We start from the raw sequence: 24205 nt of genomic DNA, 5'->3' as shown, positions 1-24205 counted from the left end.
GCGCGCTGAAAAAGAGTTTGCAGCGGGGCGGTCAGACCCCGAAGAGCGCCCCCAAGATCAGATAGAGCCCCAGCGTGGTGCCAAGGGCGAGGCCCATGGGGAATTTCTTGGTTTCCTGCCAGCTCTGCCAATCGGGGGCGAGGCGGCGCAGGGGGGTGTATTTCACCCCGCGATGCGTGGCGGCGGCGGCGAGAAGGGTGGCCATGAAAAGCACCATCAGCAATCGCAGATCGCCCCATGCGATATAGGGCGCGGCGGCGGCGGCGAATTTCGCGTCACCGGCCCCCATGACCCCGGCGGCGTTCAGGGCGATGCCGACCACCAAAACCACGACAAGGCTCAGCAGGCGCCAGAGATAGGTGTCAAAGGGCAGCAGAAACAGCCCCAGCAGCACAAAGATCGCAGTCAGCACCAAGACCGCCTGATTGGTAATGCGCATCTGCTTCATGTCGGTGAAGGCGACATAGAAGCAGATCGGCAGGACGAAGGGCAGAAACCACAGGGCCGCCGTGGCAGAGATCGCCATGGATCAGCCGTTTTCCAATGCGCGCAGAGAGCGGACGGCGGCTTCGAAATGCTGGGGATGCGTGTCGATTGCTTCGCGCAGCAGTCCCTTGCCAGTTTCAACGTCGCCACGTTTGATCGCCGACAGCGCCATTGTGTGCAACAGCTGGGCGCGTTCGGATTGCTCCATCGGCATCACGGGCAGGGTGTAGTCGCGCTGTGCGGCGCGGGCCATGACGAGGTTGTTCTTGGCGGTGAAAAGCGTGTTGTCCTGACGGATCGCTTCGCCGAACAGTCGCTCGGCCTCGGCATAGTCGCCGCGGGTCAGTTTGGAGTAGCCCCAGTTGTTCATCACGGCGGCGGGGGTCGTGGTCAGGCCGACGGCGATTTCGTAAAAGCTGTCGGCGCGGTCCCACTGTTCTTTGCTGTCGGCGACCATGGCCTCAAGCCGGTAGCGGGCAAAAGTCTCATGGGTGGGGGGGATGCCGTTGAGCACCGTCTCGGCCCGCGCCCAATTGCCCGAACGGATCAGCGCATCGGCCAGTTGCACGCGGTCTTCGGGGGTGGCGCCCTCCATTTTGACGACCTTGTCCCATTCGCTCACGGCCTCGGTCGTGCGTTTGGCGCGGACCAGTGACGTAGCGAGCCCGCGCTGGTGGTCGATGCGGTCGGGGCTTTCCTTGACCGAACGCGCGAAATAGCTCACCGCCTCATTCGGGTCGGCCACTGTCAGCATCACGTCGGAGAGGTTGGTCTCATCCACCACGTTGACGTCCTTGAAGGCCCGTTCAACGGTGGCGTTCGCGTCTTTTTCACCGCAGCCCGCAAGGGCGGTGACGCCTGCCATGCAGACGGCCAGAATGATTGGATGGCGCATTTTGCGTCCTCTTACTGCTCTGCCGGGTCATGGTGTCGGACGGATCAGGTAATCCCCGCTGCCGCGCCGCACCAATTTGTAATTATGCTCATTGACTTCTGTTATAACAGATTTTTCCGTTTTTGCGAGCGCCAAGCGCAGATTGTCCCGGATTGCGTCACTTTCGCCATTGTCGAGCGCATAGGCTTTGCGGAAAATCTGCTCGGCCTCGGCGGTCTGGCCGCTCTCCATCAGCACGACGCCAAGGTTGTTCCAGACTTCCGGCTCGGCGGCGTCTTTCTCAACGGCGCCGCGTAGCAGGGTTTCGGCTTGTCCCAAACGCCCAAGCCCGAGGTTGGCACTGCCAAGGGCCGAGAGGATTTCACCCGTGAGCCCATGGTCCAACGCGGCGCGGTTAAAGGATTTGATGGCCAGTTCATACTGCCCTGCCGCGATCAGCCTATGGCCCACTTCGATCCCATCGACAGCCTCGGCCCGTTGGTTCACGCCGGGGGCATAGAGGTTTTCGGGTGTCTGATCCCCGCGCAACGCGGAAAAGCCGCCTGTCGAACAGGCGGCCAGAGCAAGGCCCAATATCGGCCCGATGAAAACGGCGCGGAGAAGGCTGCGCCGAATTTCCTTTTTCATTAATTCCCCATCTGACCCAGTTGCGAGATGCCATGTGCCGAGGGGCCGATCAGAATGATCAACAGCGGCGGCACGGTAAGGCCCATAGTGGCAAGGGTCATCTTGGTTGGCAACTTGTTTGCCGCCTCCTCGGCGCGCATCACGCGTTTGTCGCGCATCTCGGCGGCATAGACGCGCAGGGCGTCGGCGATGGAGGTACCAAAGGCAGCCGATTGGATCAGCACGGTCACGAAAGAGGAGACATCCTGCACGCCGCAGCGTTCGCCCATATCGTTGAGCACCGATACCTTGTCCTTACCGGCCTTCATCTCATAGGCGACCATCTCGAACTCTTCGGAAAGGGCGCGGTAGGAGGCGCGCAGCTCGCGGGCGACGCGGACGATGCATTGGTCCAGCGATTGCCCGGCTTCGACGCAGACCAGCATCATATCCAGCGCGTCGGGGAAGCCCCGGGTAATCTCTTCTTTGCGGGAATCGACCCGGCGGCGGACCCAGTATTTCGGCAGGTAGTAACCAATGGCGCCGGGGCCGATGGCCCACATCATGGTCTGCTGCGTTGTCAGCCCTTCGCCGCCGCCCAAGACATTGGTATAGACCAGACCGCCGACCAGCCCGAGCATCCCGAGTGCAAATTGGGCAAAGTAATAAAGCCGCACCGCATCGCGCGAACGATAGCCCGCTTGGCGCAGCATCAACTGTTTGGCGCTGAGTTCGGCCACGTCTTCAGGCTCAAGAAACTTGGCGAATTTCTGCAACTGGGCGTTTTGATCCGATTGGCGCAGCTTTTCGCGCGAACTGTCGCCCGTGGGGGCAGAGCTGGTGCGCTTAAGCTTGGTCAGCGGGTCTTCGGGCTGGCGCAGCATCAAGACCAGCGTGATCGCCACCAAGGCGACGCCCAAAGTGCCGATGATGATGATCAGCCCCATCGGCCCCAAGGCTTGGTTGATCTGATCGTTAAGCTGATTGAAAAATTCCATCACCGGCCTCTCAGACTTTGATATTGGTAAGGATGCGCATCACGAAAAGGTTCAGCACAAGGAAGATCCCCACAAGGAAACAGGCGGGAATGAAATAGGGGTGATCGCGCACCTCGTCATAGTAATGCGGATCGCCGAGGTTGATCACCACCAGCGCGGCCAGCGGGAAGGCCGACAGGAACTTGCCCGACCATTTCGCCTCGGCCGTGATCGCTTTGACCCGGCGGAACAGGCGGAAGCGGGCGCGGATCACCTTGGCCAGACCGGCGAGGATCTCGGCCAAGTTGCCGCCCGATTGCTGCTGAATGGTCACGGCGACGGCGAGAAAGCGCAAATCCTGCATGTCGAGCCGTTCGGCCATATCTTTCAGCGCCTCGCCCAGATCGCGGCCATAGGCGGCCTCATCGGCGATCACGCCAAATTCCGAGGCAAGCGGGTCTTGAATTTCTTTCGACACAATGGAAATCGCGTTGGAGAAAGGGTGCCCCACCCGCAGGCTGCGCACCATCAGCTCCACCGCATCGGGAAGCTGTTCTTCGATCATCGCCATGCGTTTGCCGGCCTTATGCGACACCCAGAAGAATACCGCACCCACGCCCATGGCGATGGACATCAGCGCGCGCACCGACACGGATGTATCGGTGCCGATGGTCAGCCCCAGAAATGCCAAAGCGGCCAACCCGGCCATGATCATCAACAACTGCTGCGGCGTGAAGGCAATCGCGGCCTTCTGCGCACGTTCTGACAGCAGGGAGTAGAGCGGGATCGACTTGGCGTTCATATGCTGCTGCATTTCCTTGCGCAGCTTATCGAGCACCTCTTCGCGGCGGGCGCCTTTCTCCAGCATCTCAAGGCGGCGGTTCACGCGGCTGTTGAGGCTGATGGATTTGCCGAATGCGACAAGGTACAGCCCCTCGACCAGCACCAGAACGCCGATGAAGATCAGGCCATAGATGATTGGTTCGGCACTCATTGCATCAATCCTTACTGGGCCGCCACGGGTTCGTAGATGGAGGCGGGCAGGTCATAGCCCCACATGCGGAACCGCTCAGAGAAGTGGCTGCGCACGCCGGTGGCGGTGAAATGGCCGATGATCTTGTTCTCGGGCGTCAGGCCGACGCGCTGGAAGCGGAAGATCTCTTGCATCGAGATGACCTCGCCCTCCATGCCCGTGATCTCGGTGATCGAGGTCATCCGGCGCGAGCCGTCTTGCAAGCGGCTGGCCTGCACGATCAGGTTCACAGCCGAGGAGATCTGGCTGCGCATCGCCTTGAGCGGCATTTCGATCCCGGCCATGGCGATCATGTTTTCCAGACGGCTGATGCCATCGCGGGCCGAGTTGGCGTGAATCGTGGTCATGGAACCGTCGTGGCCGGTGTTCATCGCCTGCAACATGTCGATGACCTCTTCGCCGCGCGTCTCGCCGACGATGATGCGGTCGGGGCGCATCCGAAGGGCGTTTTTCAGACAGTCGCGGGGGGAGACCTCGCCCTTGCCTTCGACGTTGGGCGGGCGGCTTTCCATCCGGCCCACATGGGTCTGTTGCAGTTGCAATTCGGCGGTGTCTTCGATGGTCAGAATGCGTTCGGCATTGTCGATGAAAGACGAAAGCGCGTTGAGCGTGGTGGTCTTACCCGAGCCCGTACCGCCCGACACGATGATGTTAAGACGCGTGGCCACGGCGGCCTGCAAATAGGCGGCCATCTCTTCCGAGAAGGCGCCGAAGTTCACCAGATCGTCGATGCCCAGCTTGTCTTTCTTGAACTTACGAATAGACACGAGCGAGCCATCGACGGCCACCGGGGGCACCATGGCGTTGAAACGCGAGCCATCCTTGAGACGCGCGTCAACGTAAGGGTTGCTTTCATCCACCCGACGCCCCACCGCCGAGACGATCTTGTCGATGATCCGCAGCAGGTGTTTTTCGTCTTTGAATGTGATGTCGGTCAATTGCAGCTTGCCGTCGCGTTCGACGAAAATCTGTTGCGGGCCGTTCACCAGAATATCGTTGACGCTGTCGTCTTTCAGCAGCGTCTCTAGGGGGCCCAGACCGGTGACCTCGTCATAAAGCTCGGAGTTCAGCGTCATGCGGTCTTCGCGGTTGAGCACGATGCTCTTTTCCGAAAGGATCTCGACGGCGATATCGTTGATTTCCTGCCGCAAATCAGCTTCCGAGGCATGTTCCAGCGCGGCGAGGTTGAGGTTGTCCAAGAGCGCGCGGTGCAGTTCGAGCTTGATCTCACTCATCCGCTGCTTGCGCTTGACCTCACGGTCCTCGGGGGACGCGGCGGCGGGTTTGACCGCGCGGCGCATTGAAACCGGTTTGGCCGCCGGCGCGGGCGCAGGTGCCGCGGGGGCGGGCTGGGCGGCTTTGGCTGGCTTGGCCTCGCGCGCCGGCGCGGGGGCGGCGGCTTTCGGGGTGGCAGAGGCTGGTTTCTTGTATTTCGAGAACATCGGTACGCTCTTTCGCTAGGGGGCTCAGGCGGCTTTGGCCTGCTCGCCCTTGAGATCGTGGATGGAGCTTGCCAGTTTGGCGATTTCGCGGCGCAGCGGGCTTTTCGGCGCGGAATTGGCCAGCGGCAGCCCGTGGTCATTGGCTTGGGTCACCGCCTTGCCGCCATCGGGCATCTGCACGTCGATCGAAATGCTCAGCGATTCGGCCATGCGCTTGACCCGGCTCTTGGCGCTGAGATCGGTGAATTTCGGCGCGCGGTTCATCACATAGCGCAGCTTTTCAAAGGGCAGTTCCTCAGACTGCAGCGCCCGTTTGAAGCGCAGCGCGTTCTGGGCCGAGCGCATGTCGAGCTCCAGCATGGCAAAGTAGACATGCGCGCTGGTCAGCACGGTCTCGGACCATTGAACCAGCGTCGAGGGCATGTCGACGATGACATAGTCGAACTGGTTGCGCGCCATGTTGAGGATGCGGTCGATATCTTCGTTGGTCACGATATCGAGCGGCAGCATCTCTGCCGGGGCGGTCAGCACATGCAGCTTGTCCTCAAAGGTTTGCAGCGCTTGACCAAAAATCTCTTCGTCCATGGATTCCGTGTCGGACATCATCTCATAGACCGCCTCGCGGCGTTGCAGATCAAGGAAGGTCGCGACAGAGCCATATTGCAGGTCGAAATCCAGCAGGCAGACCGAGGGCGGGTTTTTCTTGTCGGCATTTGCCAGTTCCCAAGCGAGGTTCACGGCAAGGGTCGTGGCCCCAGTGCCGCCAGCCAAACCATGCACGACGATCAGTGCGCCATCCTTTTGCGCACCGGCCTTCAACTGCGGCGCACTGCTGTCGGCTGCGGGGGCAGGGGGGGCGTTCTCTCCGGCGCGGACGCGGGCAATGGCCTGGGCCAATTCGCCTTCGGGCAGTGGATAGGGGACGAACTCATCCGCCCCCTTCCGCAGCAGCGAATGCAATGCGGCGGGGGTCATGTCTTCGGCGATCAGGATCACCCGGATGTCGCGCGCCTTGGCCTGCGTGATGATTTCACTCATCAAAACGAGGTTGTCCTCGTCGGTCTCATCCATGGCGAGGGCGACGAATTCCATCGCCTCGGCTTCGGGTTGGCTGAAAAAGGCCAGCGCTTCGGCGAATCCCAGATCGCCCCAGCTTTCGCCCAAAGTGGCTTCCATATCTTCGATCAAGAGGTCGAAGTTCTGTACATCACGGCTGATTGTGCAGGCAACGATCGGCGCTGCTTCGGGTTGTGGCATAGTGCTGCTCATGACCTTTTGTCCTTTACATCAACGGTTTGGCCGGAGGGCGGCGATATTCTGTCGCCGCGAACGCTCTGACCTCTGCCTTATGCGCGGCTCTTGAGCCGGGCACATTTATCCTTCTGCGTCGAATATCACCCCCAACTGGGGCGAGATTGGGGCCAAAAAGCCTCTATTGTTGGGTATCTTGAAACGATACGTCCATTCGCGCCCGATTGGACATGGCTTTTCAGAGACAAAAACCCCCGCGGCCCGAAGGCGCGGGGGGATATTATCCATGCGAAAGAAGGGCTTACCCTTACTCCTCGCCGCCACCTGCCTCGGTGGCACCGGAGCTTAGCTGAGAGGGGGGCACGGCGCTGGCTACATATTCGCGGTAGATGATCTGCGCATATTTGCCGTCCAGCAGCATCGGGTGGCCCTGGACGAAGCCGCTGACCTCGGTCACCGTGCGCCGGTTGCGACGCTCGCGGCCCTGGGTCACGATCAGCGGCTGCGTTTCGCCAAAGGAAACAACGGCTTCCAAACGGCTGGGGCTGATTCCCAAGGTCGAGAGATAGCGCACCACGGCCTGCGCCCGGCGCAGCCCCAAGGCGCGGTTATAGGCCTGCGAGCCGACCAGATCAGTGTGGCCATAGACCCGGAAGCGAATCTCGGGGAATTGGCGAATCCAGCTGGCTTGCTGGCGCAGGATGGCTTTCGCATTCGCGTCCAGACGGGCCGAGTTGAAGGCGAAGGTCACGGTCGAGCGGACCTCATTAGAGAAACGGTTCGCCAGATCAAAGGTCACACGCTTCTCGCCGGTCATGACTTGGCGGTTGTGCAATGTGGCATTGCCGAATTGGCCCGTGTCCACGACCGACCCCGCCTCGCGGTAGAACTGCGTATAGACCGGATCGTTGTTGGGCGCGCAGGCGGCGAGCCCGGCAAGGGCCGCGGTGCCCGCGATCAACGTGATATGTCTGCGTGTCATCGGATCAATCCAGTACATAACCGTAGGAACCGCGGAAGTCCTGCTTGGCCACTTCGCCCGCAGCGCCGCGGCTGGGGGTGCGGGTGCCATCCGCCGTGCGCCCGTGCAGGAACAGGTCTTTCTCGGAGGGCGGTTTGATGCGATCCGTGGGCAGGGCCAGCGCTTCGCCACGGGTCGGGGTGACCAGATGGGCGGTGACGATGATGACCAATTCGGTCTGGCTGCGCTGGTAATCCGCCGAACGGAACAGCGCGCCTAGCACTGGCACATCGCCGATCCACGGCAGTTGCCGCGTGCTGTCGGTGAAGTCGTCGGTCAAAAGGCCCGCGATGGCAAAGCTTTCCCCGTCACGCATTTCGACCGTGGTCGAGGTTTCGCGCCGGGTGAAGGCGGAGATCTCAATGCCGTTGCCCAACGAAATGCTGTTGCTTGCGTCGATGGCCGAAACGGCGGCGTTCATCTCGAGGTTAATGATATCCTTGTCCACGACGCGCGGGATAAAGGCGAGTTCTACGCCGAAGGGTTTGAACTCCACCGACACCGTATCACTGGTTTGGGCGACTGGGATCGGGTACTCGCCCCCGGCGAGGAACTTGGCCTCTTGGCCCGAAAGCGCCACGAGGTTCGGCTCTGCCAAGAACCGGACGACGCCCTTTTCCTCCAATGCTTCCAACAGGATGCCCACTTGGGTAGAGCCTGCATTGAAGCCGAAAAGAACTGCACCTGCGTTCTGGTTCGCCGATGGGATCGACCCGCCGAGCGAAGTCGCGACCCCGCCTGACGTATTGGTGCTGCCGGTCCCCGCGCTGAAATCGGAGCCGCCGTTGATTGCCAGCGAAGAGCCGAGCGATTTCGACACATTGCGTTGCATCTCAGCAAAGCGGACCTTCATCATGACTTGCTGGATGCCGCCCACGCTCATCAGGTTGCTGACCCGTTCCGGAGCATAGCGTTCGGCAAGATCGAGCGCGCGTTGCAGCCGTTGCGTGGAGGAGACGATGCCCGACAGCACGATACCGTCATTAGCGGTGCGCACTTCGATCTTCTCACCCGGCAGGATCTGACGCAGCCGTTCTTTGAATTCAGAGACATCCGCCGCGACGCGGACATCGACATTGGTGATCAGCTGTCCCGCCGCGTCGAGCAGCGTGAGCGTGGTCAGCCCCGGCGATTTGCCCAACACATAGATCGTACGGTCAGACAGGGAGGAGATATCCGCGATACCGGGGTTGGCGATGCTGAGTTCCGCGAAGGGAATGTCGCTTTCCACCACCACGGCGCGGTTCATCGGGACGTCGAGGCTGGAATTAGTGCCGCGTTTGACAACGCGCAGCGTGTCGGCGCCAGCTGAACTGGGCAGGGTCAATGCCATCGGCATCGCGCCCAGTGTCAGCCCCAGCAGGGCTGCTTTCAGAAATCTATCGATTTTCATGTGACCTGCCTTTTTGATCACGCCTCGGGATGGGTCTTTTTGCCCTCGTTTGGCAACACTCTGCGGCAATTCCAAATTTATTGCAAGAATCAAGCTCTTCGCGGGCGCTGTGCATGTGGGCTATGCGCAACATACCTGCAAAAATGAAAGACGCCGCATGGGAGTGCGGCGCCTTCATTAACTTAGCAAGAGGTTGTTTTCAGGTCAGTTTGTGCAGGGGATCGGCAGTTCGACCACCTCGGCCCCGCGGCGGGTGCGGATCGTGCAAACCTTCTCTTTGGTAACTTCGGCGATGGTCTCTTGCGCCTCGATTCCCAGAAGCGAGCGTTGGTCGACTTCGATGGCCTCGGCCACGGTGTCGTCATTCGTGCCGACGAGAGCGAGGGAGAGTTTGCCGGTCGATTGCGCTTGGGCGAGGGCGGCGACCTGTTGCGGTTTCACGGCCACCGTCACTGTCTTGGCGATCGAGGCTTCTTCCATCACCAGCGCATCGGCGCTCTGGTCGATGGCGATCAGCTGCACGCCAGATTCGATCAGCTTGGTCACATCGCCGTTGCTGGATTGGTTGCCCACGTTCACGCGGCCCGTCCAATAGACGTCAACCCGGTCCCCGGGGCGCAGGAAGCCCGAAACGCCGCTAGAGACGTCGACTTTGATGGTGAAGGCACGCGTGCCGCGGGCCAAACGGGAGGTGAGACCGGAATCTTCGCCCGGCTCGGTCACCTTGACGGCCATGATCGCTTCATCTTTCTCGATGTTGCGCAGCACGATGCGTTGTTCTTTGGTGTTCTCAGGGAACAATACGGTTTCTTCGAAGAATGTACCTTCGGGAATGGCATTCTCAGGCCATTTCACCGCACGAACGTCCTCGCGGGTGAGGGGCTGCCCGTATTTCAAGGGCTTGTCGGCCACCCAAACGGTTTTCGTTGGCACGACCTGCGCCAGCGCGGCCTGCGCTTGTGCATTGGCGGCTTGATACTGTGAAATCCGGTCTTTCGCCAGATAAACGGCCCCACCGGCAAGTGCGACACCTACCAAAAGAACCAATCCGAATACGGCTCGCATGATGTTACCTCTTTGCTATGGAAGCGAATCTCGGCTCGCTTTGATCACCCCGGCAAGTTAGCTGCCGAATATGGCGAGAATTGGTCTGGGCGGGGGCGATGGGGTGAAGTTTGGCGCAGCGCGCCGCGGCACACGATGGCTCAAGTTGCGAGCTTTACCCGGATATATTCAACAAGGACATCTAGGCTGTCGGAGAGGACGCTCAGCGCTAGGATTGCCAGGCCGACCAACCCGGCGGTCAGGACAAGCCAATCTACAGTGATGGCACCAGATTGACTGCGTAAAAAATAGTGAAGGGCGCGGCGCATAAGGTTTTTTCCTAAGAAGCTTCGTGCCTAGTTTGAAGACAAAAGGGGGCCGCTCCCGGCTGGAGGTGCGGCCCTGATGATTAGATTTCGCTTAACTAGCGATTAGTTACTGCGGTCAGCTGTTGTTTCGAAGTTAGTGATGTCTGTGGCGATATTGTCCGACATTGTTTCGACGTTGTCACCAATCGTGTTGAACGCAACAATAGCCAGGCCAACGATCGCAGCGGTCAGAACGACCCAGTCAACTGTCACGGCACCGTCTTCATCTTTGCGGAAGTTTTTGATAAAGTTCATCATGTCATGTCCCTCCAAGGATCACTGAGTAAAAGGTCTTAACCTCGCCGTCCGGTTTGCCTCGCTCTCTCATTTGAAGCTGTCCGACTTGGTATGACCCTATATAGCCGTCAGATTGGGGCGCGAATTTGGCAGCAAACGTGCCTTTTCCGGACTGTCCGTGCTTTTCTTGCGAAAACACGTTAACTCTCTGTTTAATGGCGTTTTAAATATTGTATCGGGCCTTCCGCCTGCGCTTTCCCACCGTCGAACACCGCAATTGCGGCGAAATTGCCATGATCCCCGCCTCAAACGCTGGCCCGATTCCACGATTCGTGTGATATTGCCGCGCAAAGGCGCGTCAGACGCAAGGTAGAGCAGGCATGTATCGCATATTGGCATTCTCGCTGGTCACGGCCCTCATGGCCCCTGCCGCCATGGCAGAGGGGCCGAAACCGTTCCCTGAGTTCTCGGCCAAACGGGTCGGCCCGCCCAAGAAGGGGGCCAAACGCATCACGGTGCAAATCGATCCGGCGGCCCGCGCCGCGGCAGCGGCGGAGGTGGACACAGGCCCCGCGGTCGCCGCGACCCCGAGCGGCGCGATCGCGCCTTTGAACGCCGGGCAGTTCGATTGGTTCTGGGATAAAATCTCTCCCGCGGCTGAGCGGAGCGGGGCAGGGCGATTGGCCCCCGCGATGGCGGCGCTTTCGGGCGGAAAAGTGCCCGCACCGCGCCTGCAACATTTGCAAGATATCGCGCGCAGCAACGGGGTGGATATCCTGCGCGCCACGGTTGGCACCAATGTCTCTCCGGCGCTGGTGCTGGCGGTGATCAGCGTGGAGTCCGCAGGGCGTGCCGATGCGGTCAGCCGGGCGGGCGCAGCCGGTCTGATGCAACTGATGCCCGATACCGCCGCCCGTTTTGGCGTGCGCGACAGTATGGTCGCGGCCGAGAATATCTCAGGCGGGGTCAAATACCTCGACTGGCTGATGGGGGAGTTCGACCGCGATCCGATTCTCGTGCTCGCGGGTTATAACGCGGGGGAGGGCTCGGTGCGCAAACATGCGGGCGTGCCGCCCTTTGCCGAGACGCGCGACTATGTGCCAAAGGTGTTGGCGGCGTTTCAAGTGGCGCAGGGGCTTTGCCTGACACCGCCGGAACTGATCAGCGATGGCTGCGTCTTTGCTGCGATGAACTGAGCGCGACGGGCATGCCCCCGGCGGAAGCCGCCGAGGGCTGTTTTCTCAAACGATGGTCGCTTGGGTCGCGGCGCGCAGCTCTTCCTCGGTCACGCCATCGGCGCATTCGACGATCTTCAAGCCACCTTCGACCACGTCGAGCACACCGAGGTTGGTGATGATCCGGTCGACCACGCCTTTACCGGTCAGCGGCAGGGTGCATTCTTTCAGCACCTTCGAGTCACCGGCCTTGTTCTGGTGGTCCATCACCACGATGACCTTGCGGACACCGGCCACGAGGTCCATCGCGCCGCCCATGCCCTTGACGAGCTTGCCGGGGATCATCCAGTTCGCCAGATCGCCGTTCTCGGCCACTTCCATGGCGCCGAGGATTGCCGCCGCGATCTTGCCGCCGCGGATCATGCCAAAGGACATGGCGCTGTCGAAATAGGCGGTGCGGCTCAGCTCGGTGATGGTCTGCTTGCCGGCGTTGATCAGGTCTGGGTCTTCCTCGCCCTCGTAAGGGAAGGGGCCCATGCCCAGCATGCCGTTCTCGGACTGAAGGGTAATGTCCTTGTCGCCGACGTAATTCGCCACCAGCGTCGGAATACCGATGCCGAGGTTCACATACATGCCGTCTTCGAGTTCCTCTGCGGCCCGCGCCGCCATCTGATCTCTATCCCAAGGCATTAGGCTTCCTCCCGCTTGCGTGTCGTGACCTTCTCGATGCGTTTCTCATGCTCGCCTTGGATGATGCGATGCACATAGATGCCCGGCAGGTGGATGTGGTCGGGGTCGAGGCTGCCGCGGGGGACAATCTCTTCGACCTCGACGATGCAGACCTTGCCACACATGGCCGCGGGCGGGTTGAAGTTGCGCGCGGTCTTGCGGAAGACGAGGTTGCCGGTGTCGTCGGCTTTCCATGCCTTCACGATCGACAGATCGGCAAAGATGCCTTCTTCGAGGATGTAATCCTCACCGTGGAACTGTTTCACTTCCTTGCCCTCGGCGATCTGGGTGCCGACGCCGGTCTTGGTGTAGAAACCCGGAATGCCCGCACCACCCGCGCGCATGCGCTCGGCCAAGGTGCCTTGAGGGTTGAATTCCAATTCCAGCTCGCCCGAGAGATACTGGCGCATGAATTCGGCATTCTCCCCCACATAGGAGGAGATCATCTTTTTCACCTGCCGCGATTGCAGCAGAATGCCGATGCCGAAGTCATCGACGCCCGCATTGTTCGACGCAAAGGTGAGGTCTTTGGCCCCGTTTTCCTTGATCGCCTGCAACAGCAATTCCGGAATGCCGCAAAGGCCAAAGCCCCCGGCGGCGATCAGCATGCCATCCGACAGAACGCCTTCCAGCGCCTCGGCGGCGGATCCATAGATTTTGTTCACGGGCGACCTCCCTACAGTTTCGCTGCGCCATATGTGACCCTGCGTCGGGGCAGTGTCAATTACGTGGTGCTACGCAGGAAAGGCCGCCCGGAAAGTCAGATGATGCGCACCTGCGTGCCCACGGGGCAGAGGCCGAAAAGTTCTTCGATCTTCTCGTTGTAAAGCCCGATGCAACCGTCCGAGGACCGCCGCCCGATCTTGCGCGTGTCATGGGTGCCGTGGATGATATAGGCAGGCCAGCTAAGATACATCGCATGGGTGCCGAGCGGATTGTCCGGGCCCGGCGGCATGTATTTGTAATGCGGGAAACGTTCCATCATCGAGGCGGTGGGCGTCCAATCAGGGCCGACTTTCTTGCGCACGATCTCGGTATAGCCGCGCTTGGTCAACTCTTCGGTGGCGGGCACCGAGGTGGGGTAGACCTTGTAGGTCTGGCCGTCCGCGCTCCAGTAATGCAGGGCGCGGCTGGTGGTGTCGGCCACGATCGCGCCTTTGCCAAGGCTGTCGAAATGGTCCTGCCAACGCTGGGTGGCAAAGCTCGACGTGTTGCGCGACACCGGAGGTTCGGCGGAATATTCGCGGGGCGCTTGGCCGGGTTCCTGCGCGCGCAGGATCTGGGGCGTCATCAGCGCCGCGCTGCTCGCGGCGATCAGCCCGCGCCGGGTAAATTTCATGCCTGACATTGATCTGCCTTTCATAGTGGTCTTGCCGCCGCCCCTGATCCGAAAATCGAAGGCGAATGGCAAATCACATATTCATGATGCTGGATATAAAGGCAGGCCACAGGCGGAACCGCGCCGATCCCCCGGCGCGGTTGCTGTGCCTAGGCGCGGCTTACGCGCTGTCGGCTTTTTTCGCGGTTGTTTTCTTGGCCGCGGGTTTCTTTGTGGCCGCCTTTGCCGGAGCCTTCTTGGCCGCCGTCTTTTTCGCCGCCGGCTTTTTGGCTGCCGTTTTCTTGGCCGGCGCTTTCTTTGTCGCCGCTTTGCGCTTGGCGGGGGATTTGGCGAGCTTCTCTTCGATCAACTCCACCGCGCGTTCCATCGTCAGATCCGCGGGTTCGATCTCCTTCGGGATCGTGGCGTTCACCTTCTCCCATTTGACGTAGGGCCCGTATTTGCCCTCCATGACATTGACCTCGCCGCCCATATCCGGGTGCTCGCCCATCTCGCGGATCGGTTTCGCGGCCTTGCCCCGGCCACCGCGGCTGGCGACTTTCTCGGCCAACAACTGCACCGCGCGATTCATGCCGACGGTCCAAACCTCATCGATGCCTTCGAGATTGGCATTGGTGCCGCCCCGGTGCGAGGTGCTTTCGGCGTGCTTGATGTAAGGCCCATAGCGCCCGATGTTGGCCCAGACCATAACGCCATCCTCGGGGTGAGGGCCGATCTCACGCGGGAGTGACAGGAGCATCACGCCCTGCTCCAGCGTCAGATCCTCGGGCACCCAATCCTTGGGGATCGACTGGCGCGGGGGTTTCTTGTTCTCTTCCGTCACCGGGCCGCGCTGGACATAGGGCCCGAAACGGCCCTTGAAAACGCGGATTTCGTCGCCCTGATCTTCACCCAGAAGCTTACCGTCGGGCGGGATGGCTGAGGCTTCGGCCTCCGGGTCGGGCGGGCCAAAGGGGCGGGTATAGCGGCATTCGGGGTAGTTCGAACAGCCGATGAAGGCGCCGCCCGAGCGCGCGGTGCGCATCGACAGGCGGCCAATCTCGCAATTGGGGCAAAGCCGCGGGTCGCTGCCGTCTTCGGTGGGCGGGAAGAGATGCGGCTCCAGCACCTCGTTAATCTTTTCCAGCACCTCGGTGATGCGCAGCTCGGATGTCTCGGCGATGGCCGCCGAGAAATCGCGCCAGAAGCGGCGCAGCACTTCCTTATAGGCGGCATCCCCGGCGCTGACCTTGTCGAGTTGATCCTCCAGATCGGCGGTGAAGTCATAGCCGATGTAGCGGCGGAAATAATTCTCAAGGAAGGCGGTCACCAGACGGCCCTTATCCTCGGGGATCAGGCGGTTGCCGTCCTTGCGGACATATTCGCGGTCCTGAATCGTGGTGACGATGCTGGCATAGGTCGAGGGGCGGCCGATGCCGAGCTCTTCCATCTTCTTGACCAGCGTCGCCTCGGTGTAGCGCGGCGGGGGCTGGGTGAAATGCTGCTCGGGCGTGACGCTGCGCTTGTCCATCGCGTCACCTTGGCTGATCTGGGGCAGGCGCTTGTCGTCCTCGTCGACGACATCGTCGCGGCCTTCTTCGTAGACCCGCAGGAAGCCGTCGAAGAGCACGACCTGGCCGTTGGCGCGCAGCCCGACCTGCGCGTCGTCGCTGCCGATCTCGACGGTGGTGCGCTCCAGTCGGGCGCTTTCCATCTGGCAGGCGAGGGTGCGTTTCCAGATCAGGTCATAGAGTTTCGCCTGATCGGCATCGAGCTTCAGCGCCTTGGCGTCCTTGGTCATATCCGTGGGGCGGATACATTCGTGGGCTTCCTGCGCGTTCTTCGCCTTGTTCTTGTAAATGCGCGGCTCTTTCGGCACGTAATCCGCGCCAAACCGGTCCTTGATCGCATCGCGCGCCATGGCAACGGCCTCGGGCGCCATGTCGATGCCGTCGGTCCGCATGTAGGTAATGTGACCGGCCTCGTAGAGACGCTGCGCGGTCGACATGGTCTGGCGCGCGCCCATGGAGAACTTGCGGCTGGCCTCCTGCTGCAGCGTCGAGGTCATGAAGGGGGCCGAGGGGTTGCGGCTGGCCGGTTTCGCCTCGACGTTCATCACCTTCAGCGCCCGGCTGGTGATCGCCTGCACCGCCATTTCGGCCTGTGTGGCATCCGCGAGATCGAAACGTTCGAGCTTGTTTCCGGCGAGCGAGACGAGACGGGCTTCGAATTCCTGACCGCGCGGCGTGGCGAGCAGCGCCTTTACCGACCAATACTCACGGGCGCGGAAAGCCTCGATCTCCATCTCGCGCTCGACGATGAGGCGCAGGGTGACCGATTGCACGCGGCCCGCAGACTTGGCGCCCGGCAGCTTGCGCCAGAGCACGGGGGAGAGGTTGAACCCCACCAGATAGTCCAGCGCGCGGCGGGCGAGATAGGCCTCAACCAGCGGCATGTCGACCTGACGCGGGTTCTGCATCGCCTCGGTCACCGCCTTCTGGGTGATCTGGTTGAAGACCACGCGACTTACGGGCGTGTCTTTCTTGATCGATTTGCGCTTGGTCAGCGCCTCTTGCAGGTGCCAGCTGATCGCCTCACCTTCGCGGTCGGGGTCAGTCGCGAGGATCAATGCGTTGTCTTGGGCCAGCGCGTCGGCGATGGCCTTGACGTGTTTCTTGCTGTCGCTGGCCACCTCCCATTTCATGTCGAAATCGGCGTCGGTATCGACCGAGCCGTCTTTCGGCGGCAGGTCGCGGACGTGGCCGTAAGAGGCGAGGACGGTGTAATCGTCGCCCAGATATTTGTTGATCGTTTTGGCCTTGGCTGGGGATTCGACGACGACGACGGGCATAAATACAGGCACCTTAGATCAAAAACGGGGGCGGCTTTGCGCTGTCTCATGTGGGATTGCAGGGGTGTTTGTCAATGCAGCTGCTGCGTATCACGGGTTTACGGCACAGCGGTTTCGTGGGCCGAATGGGCCGTTTCGCCGGCATCGACGGTCGGCATTCGAGGCTTGCTTGGCCCGGCCAACTGCCCCGCGGTTGGTCCCCGGTTTCGCGGCGCTTTGACCGGGCCGCGCTCCTTCGCGGCGTCAGGCAGAGCGGCTGAGCAGCCCGCCGGGTTGGCGCTGAATTTCCCCCTCCATCTCAAGATCGAGGAGCGCGGGGGCGACATCGCTACTCGGCACTTGCAAGTCGCGGATCAACTGATCCTCCGCAACCGGCGCATGGCCGAGACGAGAGAGGATCTGCGCATGGAGCTTCGCGACAGTGCTTTGGTTTCGCGGCGGTGTTTCCGGGCGCGGGGCCGCGGGGGGCTTGCTGCGGGGTGGCGGGGTTTGAGCTCCCCCCTCCGGCAAAACCTCCAACACATCCGCGGCAGCGCGCACCAGCACCGCGCCGTCGCGGATCAGCATGTTGCAGCCTGCCGCGCGGGCGTCCATCGGGTGGCCGGGGACCGCCAGCACGTCGCGCCCTTGATCGAGAGCGTCGCGGGCGGTGATCAAACTGCCCGAGCGGGCCGCCGCCTCAACCACCACCGTCGCGCGGCTCAGGCCTGAGATGATGCGATTGCGGCGGGGGAAGTGCCGGGCCATCGGTTGCAGCCCCATCGGTTGCTCTGACAGCCGCAGCCCCTGCGCGGCGATCTGGCCGGTCAGCACGGTGTTCTCGCTGGGATATATAATGTCGACCCCGCCCGCCTGCACGGCGATGGTGCCGCGGGGCAATGCGGCCTCATGCGCCGCCGCGTCGATGCCCCGAGCAAGGCCGGAGACCACGACGAAGCCAGCTTCGCCCAGTTCGGCGGCGAGGTTGCGGGCCATGCGCAGCCCAAGCGAAGAAGCGTTTCGCGCGCCCACGAGGGAGATCATCGGACGGCCCAGCAATGCCGGGTCGCCGATCAGCCATAGGAAGGGCGGCGCATCGGGAAGGTCGCTGAGCAGGCGCGGGTAGGGTGCCTCCCCCTCAACCAGTAGCCGGGCCCCGGCGCGGCGGGCGGCGTTGAGTTCCGCCTGAACCACCCCTTCGGGGCAGATGCGGTAGTCTGATATCCCGGCGGCACGCGCGACTTCCGGCAGCGCTTTCAGCGCCTCTTGGGCAGAGCCATGTTCATCCAGCAAGCGCCGATAGGTCGAAATACCCACGCGGCGAGAGCGCAACAGACGAAGCCGGGCAAACTGTTCATCTTCCTGGGTGGGTGGGAGTGGGGGGTGAGTGGAAGAAGGATGTAGGTCCTTGTCAGTCATCCCGAAACTCCGTCCGTTGCAGAATCAGGTATAGGATTTAGTGCTTAACAACCTATGAAGATTTCCCCGCGTATTTGATTCAACCCCAGCGTGCCACCGTCAGGTCGCGGCCCCGCCGACGGTCAACCCGCCGATCATCAAAGTGGGCTGGCCCACACCCACCGGCACCCACTGCCCCTGCTTGCCGCAGTTGCCCATGCCGGGGTCGAGCGTCGGGTCGTTGCCAATAGCGCGGATCTTTTGCAAGGCCGTGGCCCCATCGCCGATCAAGGTCGCTCCTTTGACCGGCGCGCCGATCTTGCCGTTTTGCACGCGGTAGGCCTCAGTGCAGGAGAAGACGAACTTGCCATTGGTGATATCGACCTGCCCGCCGCCGAAGCCCACGGCATAGATCCCGTCCTTGAGATCAGCCACGATATCGCCCGGTGCCGCCTCGCCGCCCAGCATATAGGTGTTGGTCATCCGCGGCATCGGGATATGTGCATAGGACTGCCGCCGCCCGTTGCCCGTTGAGGCGCTGCCCATGAGCCGCCCGTTCTGACGGTCCTGCATATAGCCGACCAGCTTACCATCTTCGATCAGCACATTGCGCGCCGAGGGGGTGCCCTCGTCATCGACAGAGATTGAGCCGCGCCGGTCGGGGATCGTGCCGTCATCCAGCACGGTCACGCCCTTGGCTGCGATCTGTTGGCCCATCAACCCGGCAAAGGCGCTGGAGCCCTTGCGGTTGAAATCGCCCTCAAGCCCGTGACCGATGGCTTCGTGGAGCAGGATGCCGGGCCAGCCGGGGCCAAGCACCACGTCCATCACGCCCGCGGGCGCGGGGACGGCTTCGAGGTTCACGCAAGCGATGCGCAGGGCTTCGCGGACCTTCGCCTGCCAATCTTCGGGGGCCAGCATGCCGTCCAGCCCGATCCGCCCGCCGCCGCCGACACCGCCGCTTTCGCGGCGGCCGTCCTGCTCGACGATGACCGAGACATTGACCCGCGTCATGGGGCGCACGTCGCGCACCGAATGCCCTTCGGGGCGAAGAATCTCGACCTCCTGAATGCTGGCGGCGATCGTGGCGCTCACCTGTACTACGCGGGAATCGAGGCTTCGGGCATAGGCGTCGATCTCGCGCAGGCTATCGACCTTGACCGGGAAGGCATGGCCCGCGATCGGGTCTTCGTCCGTATAAAGCCGCTTGTTACTGGCCTGAGGGGCATCGGCCCATGTGCCGCCACCATCGCCCACCGCCAGCCGCGCCGTCTCCGCCGCGCGGCGCAGGGCGGCCTCGCTCAGTTCGGTGGAATGGGCGTAGCCTGCCACTTCGCCGCGCACGGCGCGCAGGCCAAAGCCCTCGGCGGCATCATAGCTGGCGGTTTTGAGGCGTCCGTCGTCGAAAACCAGCGCTTCAGAGCGGCGGCGTTCGAGGAACAATTCGCCGTCATCGGCACCGGCCACGGCCTCGCGTAGCACGCTCAGAGCAGTTTCTCGGTCCAGATCGGCCTCGAAGGGGGTGAAATGCGCGCGGCTCATCGGGGGTATCCTTGCTTGCTGTCACAAAACTGTCTCGCGCGGCTCTATGACGCAAGCATGTGACTTTATCTTGTAGGCAGAATATGATTGTAAGCACCCAGGATTACAACGGCACCGGATCGCAGCAGCGGTTTGGGGTGCTTATCGGCTTCTTAATGGTCACAAGATCAGGACGACATATGAAACATCTACTCCCCCTTTCCGGTCTTTTGACCAGCCTTGCCGCCCTGCCTGCATTGGCACAGGACAGCCTGCGCATTGACGGGCTTGATGTCATCGGCAGACCTGTTGACGGCGAGACAGGCTTTCAACCCGCCGTTACCGAATTGGCGCGGGATATCCATGCTTTGGATCACCTGATTCTGGTGATCATCGCCGCGATCACCGTCTTCGTGACCGGCCTGATCATCTGGGTCATGATCCGCTACAACAAAAAGCGGAACCCGAACCCCTCGTCCTTTACCCACCACACTCCGATCGAAATCGCCTGGACGATCGGGCCGATTCTCATCCTTGTGCTGATCGGTGCCTATTCGCTGCCGATCCTGTTCCGTCAGCAGGAAATCCCCGAAGCGGACATCACGATCAAGGCCATCGGCAACCAGTGGTACTGGACCTATGAATATGTCGACGAAGAGATCGCCTTTGACAGCTACATGATCGGCGCTCCGGCGACGCTGGGCGACGGTGATGAGGACGTGACCCCCTTCGTGCTGAATGACGCGATGGTCGCCAAGCTTGAAGACGAAGGCTACAGCCGCGATGACTTCCTGCTGGCCACCGACACATCCGTCGTGATCCCCGTGGGCAAGACCATCGTCGTGCAGGTGACCGCCAGCGACGTGATCCACTCTTGGACCATCCCCGCCTTCGGCGTGAAGCAGGATGGCGTGCCGGGCCGTCTGGCCGAACTGTGGTTCACGGCCGAGCAAGAGGGCGTCTACTTCGGCCAGTGTTCCGAGCTTTGCGGTCAGGCCCACGCCTATATGCCGATCACCGTCAAAGTGGTTTCGGAAGAGGCCTATGCGGAATGGCTTGGCAATGCCAAGGCGGAATATGCTGGCATCGAACAGCCGCTGACCGTCGCCTCTAAGTAAGCCAGTTCCACGGGGCAGGGCACAGGCCCGTGCCCCGTGTTTACCCTTGGAAGGTTCGGGATGACTGACATCACCAATACGCCAACAAGTGAATACGACGCGCAGCTGGGGGATTACTTCGCCCTGCTGAAGCCGCGCGTCATGTCGCTGGTCGTCTTCACGGCCTTCGTGGGGCTGTTGGCCGCGCCGGTTTCGGTCAATCCCGTCATCGGCTTTTGCGCGATCCTGTTCATCGCCATAGGCGGCGGTGCCTCTGGCGCGCTGAACATGTGGTGGGACGCCGATATCGACGCGGTGATGCGCCGCACGCGCGGGCGCCCGATCCCCTCGGGCCGGGTTCAGCCCGGAGAGGCGCTGACGCTTGGCGTGGCGCTCTCGGGTCTGTCGGTGATGATGCTGGCGCTGGCGACCAACCTGCTGGCGGGCGGGATGCTGCTCTTCACCATCCTTTTCTATGCCGTTTTCTATACCATGTGGCTCAAGCGTCTGACGCCGCAGAACATCGTCATCGGCGGCGCCGCGGGGGCCTTCCCGCCGGTGATCGGCTGGGTCGCGGCCACGGGCAGCTTCTCGGTCGAGGCATGGCTGATGTTTGCGCTGATCTTCATGTGGACCCCGCCGCATTTCTGGGCGCTGGCGCTCTTCATGCGCTCGGACTACGACGATGCCAAGGTGCCGATGCTGACCGTGACCCATGGCCGCCCGGCCACGCGGCTGCATATCTTTGTCTACACCGTCCTTCTGGCTGCATTGGCCATCGGCACGGCCTTCACTGCCATCGGCGGTATCTTCTATTTCGCCGTGGCGCTGGTGCTGAACGCCGCCTTCCTGCTGGGGGCCTACCGTATCTGGAAGCGGGATGAGGTCATGGCCGAGGGTGACGACTATGCCGAAGAGCGCAAGTTCTTCCGCCTGTCGCTGGCCTATCTCTTCTTGCACTTCGGCGCGATCCTGGGCGAAGCAGCCCTGCGCACCTTTGGCTTGGGAGGCTGGTAATGGGCATCCGACCCGAGCATGAGCTGCACAATCGCCGCCGCGGCCGCAACATCGGCGTGGGCCTGATGCTGGGTGCCTTCGTGGTGCTGATCATGGCGTTGACCTACGTCAAGATCACCCAGACCGATTTCGAACTCCCCCCGGAGCAACGTGAGGTGACACAGTAATGGCGCTTTCCGGTCCTCAGAAAACAGTGATGCAAACCGTCGGCGTGGTGGTGCTTATGGGCGGCCTCGCTTGGGCGTCGGTACCGTTTTACGACTGGTTCTGCCGCGTCACCGGCTTTGGCGGCACGCCGGGGCAGGTCTCTGCCGCCAAAGCCGACGTGCTGGATAAGACGGTCAAGGTCCGTTTCGACGGCTCCCTGAACGACGGTATGCCGTGGGAATTCAAGCCCGTGGTCCGCGAAATGGAGATCCGCATCGGCGAGACCGGGTTGGCTTTCTACGAGGCGTACAACCCGACCGACAAACCGGTGGCGGGGCAGGCGAGCTATAACGTCACCCCTTATACCGCCGGGGCCTTTTTCGAGAAGATCGACTGCTTTTGCTTTACCGAACAGGTGCTGGCCCCAGGCGAGCGCGTGCAGATGCCGGTAAGCTTTTTCGTCGACCCGGAAATGGTCGAAGACCGTGATGGGAAGTTTGTACATACCATCACTCTGTCCTATACATTCTACGAAATTGACCTGCCCGAGGGCTATGCCGCCCTTGATCAGGACAGCGCCACAACAACCAATTAACGACCTGATTGAACAAAGGTGAGGGACCCGCAACCATGGCCCATGCAAAAAACCACGACTACCATATTCTCCCCCCCTCGACCTGGCCGCTGCTGGGGTCGGTAGGCGGATTTGTCATGCTGGCGGGCGCTGTCCTGTGGATGCACGGGATGACCCCCTTCGTTTTCTTGGGCGGTCTGGTGGCCACGCTCTACGTCATGTTCGGATGGTGGGCCGAAGTGGTCTCCGAAAGCGAAGTGGGCGATCACACCGGTGTGGTGCGCATCGGCCTGCGCTATGGTTTCATCCTCTTCATCATGTCCGAAGTCATGTTCTTCGTGGCGTGGTTCTGGTCCTTCTTCAAACAGGCCCTTTACCCGATGTATGAATATGTCGGCACGGAATACGTCCAGCCCGACATTCATGCGGTCGATGCCTTCCACCTGCCGCTGATCAACACGCTGGTTCTGCTGCTGTCGGGCTGTGCCGTGACGTGGGCGCACCATGCGCTGGCCCATGAAAACAACCGCAAAGACCTGATCTCGGGCCTGACCATCGCGGTGATCCTCGGCGTGCTCTTCACCGCGCTGCAGGCTTACGAATACTACGAACTGCTGGTCCATGACGATTGGACATTCGGCGGCGACATGTATTTCTCCAGCTTCTTCATGGCGACCGGCTTCCACGGTTTCCACGTGATCATCGGCACGATCTTCCTCTTCGTCTGCCTGCTGCGCGCCATGCGCGGCCACTTCACCCCCGAACGCCACGTCGGCTTCGAGGCGGCAGCGTGGTACTGGCACTTCGTTGACGTGGTCTGGCTGTTCCTCTTCTTTGCCGTCTACATGTGGGGCCAGCCCTGACCATAGGGCGGGGTTGCATCCGCGCCCCACACCCGTAAAACCCAAACGCGCGAAGCCCTCTTCGCGCGTTTGTCGTTTCAGCCAGAGAGATTCGAATGCGGCGCAGCCTGTTCTTCATCATTGTCGGCCTTGGCGGGGCAGCCATCCTCGTCGCACTCGGGGTCTGGCAGGTGCAGCGGCTGGCGTGGAAAGAGGCGATCATCGCCGACATCAACAACCGCATCGCCGCAACACCCGTGGCCTTGCCCGCCGATCCCGATCCAGAAGCCGACGCCTATCTGCCCGTCACCGTCAGCGGAGAGATCGGGGCGCAGGCGCTGCATGTGTTGGTCAGCCAAAAGCAGAAAGGCGCAGGCTACCGCGTCATCGCACCCATGGCGTTGGAGAGCGGGCGGCGCGTGCTCATCGACCTCGGCTTTACCGCCACATCGAACAAAGACGCTATCGCCCCCGCAGGCACCGCCACTCTGACCGGCAACCTGCAATGGCCTCAGGAGGTCGACAGTTTCACGCCCGAGGCCGACATGGATCGCAACATCTGGTTCGCCCGCGATGTGGATGTCATGGCCGAAACCCTCGACACCGAACCGCTTTTGATCGTCATGCGCGAAGGCGCCGGGCCGGACCCAAAGATCACCCCGCTGCCCGTCGATACCGCCCGCATCCCCAACGATCACTTGCAATATGCGATCACCTGGTTTTCCCTCGCCGCCATCTGGCTGGCGATGACCGTCCTTTTCCTGCGCCGCCGCCGCGCCCCTGCAACGCCGAAAGTCGACTGAC

The 24205-nt window shown here is 61.7% G+C and carries 24 protein-coding genes; 7 read left to right on the top strand and 17 right to left on the bottom strand.

Annotation, left to right across the window (positions count from 1 at the left end; genetic code table 11):
• Positions 1–31: 31 nt before the first annotated feature.
• From ACGYLO_RS05780 to ACGYLO_RS05730, 11 genes are all read right to left on the bottom strand, one after another.
• Entirely contained in the window at positions 32–526 is a 495-nt protein-coding gene (locus ACGYLO_RS05780; protein WP_271688043.1) for a prepilin peptidase, read from the bottom strand.
• A 3-nt stretch (positions 527–529) separates the two neighbouring features.
• Complete coding sequence (locus ACGYLO_RS05775) at positions 530–1381, bottom strand: lipopolysaccharide assembly protein LapB (protein WP_271688041.1); 852 nt, start codon at positions 1379–1381, stop codon at positions 530–532.
• 27 nt (positions 1382–1408) lie between these two features.
• Positions 1409–2008 carry a tetratricopeptide repeat protein gene (locus ACGYLO_RS05770; RefSeq protein ID WP_271688039.1) on the bottom strand — a complete coding sequence of 200 codons (600 nt, stop codon included), beginning with the start codon at positions 2006–2008 and terminating at the stop codon, positions 1409–1411.
• A complete protein-coding gene (locus ACGYLO_RS05765; RefSeq protein ID WP_271688038.1) occupies positions 2008–2985 on the bottom strand; it encodes a type II secretion system F family protein in 978 nt (325 codons plus the stop codon). The genes ACGYLO_RS05770 and ACGYLO_RS05765 overlap by 1 nt, the downstream gene beginning before the upstream one ends.
• 10 nt (positions 2986–2995) lie before the next feature.
• Positions 2996–3958, bottom strand: a complete 963-nt coding sequence (locus ACGYLO_RS05760; protein ID WP_276154284.1) for a type II secretion system F family protein — start codon at positions 3956–3958, stop codon at positions 2996–2998.
• Positions 3959–3969: 11 nt separating this feature from the next.
• Positions 3970–5439 (bottom strand): CpaF family protein, encoded by a 1470-nt coding sequence (locus tag ACGYLO_RS05755; RefSeq protein ID WP_271688036.1) that lies wholly within the window; start codon positions 5437–5439, stop codon positions 3970–3972.
• Between the two features lie 24 nt (positions 5440–5463).
• Positions 5464–6708 carry an AAA family ATPase gene (locus tag ACGYLO_RS05750; RefSeq protein ID WP_276154285.1) on the bottom strand — a complete coding sequence of 415 codons (1245 nt, stop codon included), beginning with the start codon at positions 6706–6708 and terminating at the stop codon, positions 5464–5466.
• A gap of 289 nt (positions 6709–6997) precedes the next feature.
• Complete coding sequence (locus ACGYLO_RS05745) at positions 6998–7672, bottom strand: OmpA family protein (protein WP_271688034.1); 675 nt, start codon at positions 7670–7672, stop codon at positions 6998–7000.
• A gap of 4 nt (positions 7673–7676) precedes the next feature.
• Positions 7677–9104 (bottom strand): type II and III secretion system protein family protein, encoded by a 1428-nt coding sequence (locus tag ACGYLO_RS05740; protein ID WP_067267251.1) that lies wholly within the window; start codon positions 9102–9104, stop codon positions 7677–7679.
• A 204-nt stretch (positions 9105–9308) separates the two neighbouring features.
• Positions 9309–10169 (bottom strand): Flp pilus assembly protein CpaB, encoded by an 861-nt coding sequence (gene cpaB, locus ACGYLO_RS05735; RefSeq protein WP_271688033.1) that lies wholly within the window; start codon positions 10167–10169, stop codon positions 9309–9311.
• 410 nt (positions 10170–10579) lie between these two features.
• A complete protein-coding gene (locus tag ACGYLO_RS05730) occupies positions 10580–10774 on the bottom strand; it encodes a Flp family type IVb pilin (RefSeq protein WP_067267255.1) in 195 nt (64 codons plus the stop codon).
• A gap of 359 nt (positions 10775–11133) precedes the next feature.
• Here ACGYLO_RS05730 and ACGYLO_RS05725 point away from each other — a divergent pair, with 359 nt between their 5' ends.
• Positions 11134–11949 (top strand): lytic transglycosylase domain-containing protein, encoded by an 816-nt coding sequence (locus ACGYLO_RS05725; protein ID WP_271688031.1) that lies wholly within the window; start codon positions 11134–11136, stop codon positions 11947–11949.
• A gap of 45 nt (positions 11950–11994) precedes the next feature.
• Here the strand turns inward: ACGYLO_RS05725 and ACGYLO_RS05720 are convergent, their stop codons facing one another.
• The 6 genes from ACGYLO_RS05720 to tldD form a co-directional block, all read right to left on the bottom strand.
• A complete protein-coding gene (locus tag ACGYLO_RS05720) occupies positions 11995–12618 on the bottom strand; it encodes a CoA transferase subunit B (protein WP_271688030.1) in 624 nt (207 codons plus the stop codon).
• Entirely contained in the window at positions 12618–13322 is a 705-nt protein-coding gene (locus tag ACGYLO_RS05715; RefSeq protein ID WP_271688029.1) for a CoA transferase subunit A, read from the bottom strand. The genes ACGYLO_RS05720 and ACGYLO_RS05715 overlap by 1 nt, the downstream gene beginning before the upstream one ends.
• A gap of 95 nt (positions 13323–13417) precedes the next feature.
• On the bottom strand, positions 13418–14005 hold the full coding sequence (locus tag ACGYLO_RS05710) for a L,D-transpeptidase (RefSeq protein ID WP_271688028.1): 588 nt from the start codon (positions 14003–14005) through the stop codon (positions 13418–13420).
• A gap of 151 nt (positions 14006–14156) precedes the next feature.
• The gene (gene topA / locus ACGYLO_RS05705) at positions 14157–16826 is read right to left on the bottom strand and encodes a type I DNA topoisomerase (RefSeq protein ID WP_271688027.1); all 2670 of its coding nucleotides are present in this window, start codon (positions 16824–16826) and stop codon (positions 14157–14159) included.
• A gap of 243 nt (positions 16827–17069) precedes the next feature.
• Complete coding sequence (gene dprA, locus ACGYLO_RS05700) at positions 17070–18224, bottom strand: DNA-processing protein DprA (RefSeq protein ID WP_271688024.1); 1155 nt, start codon at positions 18222–18224, stop codon at positions 17070–17072.
• A gap of 99 nt (positions 18225–18323) precedes the next feature.
• On the bottom strand, positions 18324–19745 hold the full coding sequence (gene tldD / locus ACGYLO_RS05695; protein ID WP_271688023.1) for a metalloprotease TldD: 1422 nt from the start codon (positions 19743–19745) through the stop codon (positions 18324–18326).
• Positions 19746–19924: 179 nt separating this feature from the next.
• On the opposite strand from tldD, the gene coxB reads away from it, so the two are divergent.
• The 6 genes from coxB to ACGYLO_RS05665 all read left to right on the top strand — a co-directional run bounded on the left by coxB (position 19925) and on the right by ACGYLO_RS05665 (position 24204).
• Positions 19925–20842: a cytochrome c oxidase subunit II gene (gene coxB, locus ACGYLO_RS05690; RefSeq protein ID WP_271688022.1), complete on the top strand. Its 918-nt coding sequence runs from the start codon at positions 19925–19927 to the stop codon at positions 20840–20842.
• A gap of 60 nt (positions 20843–20902) precedes the next feature.
• Positions 20903–21838, top strand: a complete 936-nt coding sequence (cyoE, locus tag ACGYLO_RS05685) for a heme o synthase (RefSeq protein WP_067267787.1) — start codon at positions 20903–20905, stop codon at positions 21836–21838.
• On the top strand, positions 21838–22005 hold the full coding sequence (locus tag ACGYLO_RS05680; RefSeq protein WP_271688021.1) for a cytochrome C oxidase assembly protein: 168 nt from the start codon (positions 21838–21840) through the stop codon (positions 22003–22005). The genes cyoE and ACGYLO_RS05680 overlap by 1 nt, the downstream gene beginning before the upstream one ends.
• Entirely contained in the window at positions 22005–22580 is a 576-nt protein-coding gene (locus ACGYLO_RS05675; RefSeq protein ID WP_271688020.1) for a cytochrome c oxidase assembly protein, read from the top strand. The genes ACGYLO_RS05680 and ACGYLO_RS05675 overlap by 1 nt, the downstream gene beginning before the upstream one ends.
• A 35-nt stretch (positions 22581–22615) precedes the next feature.
• Positions 22616–23422 (top strand): cytochrome c oxidase subunit 3, encoded by an 807-nt coding sequence (locus ACGYLO_RS05670; protein WP_271688018.1) that lies wholly within the window; start codon positions 22616–22618, stop codon positions 23420–23422.
• Between the two features lie 95 nt (positions 23423–23517).
• Entirely contained in the window at positions 23518–24204 is a 687-nt protein-coding gene (locus ACGYLO_RS05665) for an SURF1 family protein (RefSeq protein WP_271688017.1), read from the top strand.
• Position 24205 lies beyond the last annotated feature (1 nt).

The organism is Sulfitobacter sp. 1A13353 (assembly GCF_043557255.1).
Lineage (GTDB): Bacteria > Pseudomonadota > Alphaproteobacteria > Rhodobacterales > Rhodobacteraceae > Sulfitobacter > Sulfitobacter faviae.
This window is presented reverse-complemented; position numbering and strand designations above follow the sequence as displayed.

Excerpts from the sequence above, each read along its gene's own strand:
- ACGYLO_RS05780 (WP_271688043.1), bottom strand. The coding sequence starts at position 526 with ATGGCGATCTCTGCCACGGCGGCCCTGTGGTTTCTGCCCTTCGTCCTG.
- ACGYLO_RS05775 (WP_271688041.1), bottom strand. The coding sequence starts at position 1,381 with ATGCGCCATCCAATCATTCTGGCCGTCTGCATGGCAGGCGTCACCGCC.
- ACGYLO_RS05770 (WP_271688039.1), bottom strand. The coding sequence starts at position 2,008 with ATGAAAAAGGAAATTCGGCGCAGCCTTCTCCGCGCCGTTTTCATCGGG.
- ACGYLO_RS05765 (WP_271688038.1), bottom strand. The coding sequence starts at position 2,985 with ATGGAATTTTTCAATCAGCTTAACGATCAGATCAACCAAGCCTTGGGG.
- ACGYLO_RS05760 (WP_276154284.1), bottom strand. The coding sequence starts at position 3,958 with ATGAGTGCCGAACCAATCATCTATGGCCTGATCTTCATCGGCGTTCTG.
- ACGYLO_RS05755 (WP_271688036.1), bottom strand. The coding sequence starts at position 5,439 with ATGTTCTCGAAATACAAGAAACCAGCCTCTGCCACCCCGAAAGCCGCC.
- ACGYLO_RS05750 (WP_276154285.1), bottom strand. The coding sequence starts at position 6,708 with ATGAGCAGCACTATGCCACAACCCGAAGCAGCGCCGATCGTTGCCTGC.
- ACGYLO_RS05745 (WP_271688034.1), bottom strand. The coding sequence starts at position 7,672 with ATGACACGCAGACATATCACGTTGATCGCGGGCACCGCGGCCCTTGCC.
- ACGYLO_RS05740 (WP_067267251.1), bottom strand. The coding sequence starts at position 9,104 with ATGAAAATCGATAGATTTCTGAAAGCAGCCCTGCTGGGGCTGACACTG.
- cpaB (WP_271688033.1), bottom strand. The coding sequence starts at position 10,169 with ATGCGAGCCGTATTCGGATTGGTTCTTTTGGTAGGTGTCGCACTTGCC.
- ACGYLO_RS05730 (WP_067267255.1), bottom strand. The coding sequence starts at position 10,774 with ATGATGAACTTTATCAAAAACTTCCGCAAAGATGAAGACGGTGCCGTG.
- ACGYLO_RS05725 (WP_271688031.1), top strand. The coding sequence starts at position 11,134 with ATGTATCGCATATTGGCATTCTCGCTGGTCACGGCCCTCATGGCCCCT.
- ACGYLO_RS05720 (WP_271688030.1), bottom strand. The coding sequence starts at position 12,618 with ATGCCTTGGGATAGAGATCAGATGGCGGCGCGGGCCGCAGAGGAACTC.
- ACGYLO_RS05710 (WP_271688028.1), bottom strand. The coding sequence starts at position 14,005 with ATGTCAGGCATGAAATTTACCCGGCGCGGGCTGATCGCCGCGAGCAGC.
- topA (WP_271688027.1), bottom strand. The coding sequence starts at position 16,826 with ATGCCCGTCGTCGTCGTCGAATCCCCAGCCAAGGCCAAAACGATCAAC.
- dprA (WP_271688024.1), bottom strand. The coding sequence starts at position 18,224 with ATGACTGACAAGGACCTACATCCTTCTTCCACTCACCCCCCACTCCCA.
- tldD (WP_271688023.1), bottom strand. The coding sequence starts at position 19,745 with ATGAGCCGCGCGCATTTCACCCCCTTCGAGGCCGATCTGGACCGAGAA.
- coxB (WP_271688022.1), top strand. The coding sequence starts at position 19,925 with ATGAAACATCTACTCCCCCTTTCCGGTCTTTTGACCAGCCTTGCCGCC.
- cyoE (WP_067267787.1), top strand. The coding sequence starts at position 20,903 with ATGACTGACATCACCAATACGCCAACAAGTGAATACGACGCGCAGCTG.
- ACGYLO_RS05680 (WP_271688021.1), top strand. The coding sequence starts at position 21,838 with ATGGGCATCCGACCCGAGCATGAGCTGCACAATCGCCGCCGCGGCCGC.
- ACGYLO_RS05675 (WP_271688020.1), top strand. The coding sequence starts at position 22,005 with ATGGCGCTTTCCGGTCCTCAGAAAACAGTGATGCAAACCGTCGGCGTG.
- ACGYLO_RS05670 (WP_271688018.1), top strand. The coding sequence starts at position 22,616 with ATGGCCCATGCAAAAAACCACGACTACCATATTCTCCCCCCCTCGACC.
- ACGYLO_RS05665 (WP_271688017.1), top strand. The coding sequence starts at position 23,518 with ATGCGGCGCAGCCTGTTCTTCATCATTGTCGGCCTTGGCGGGGCAGCC.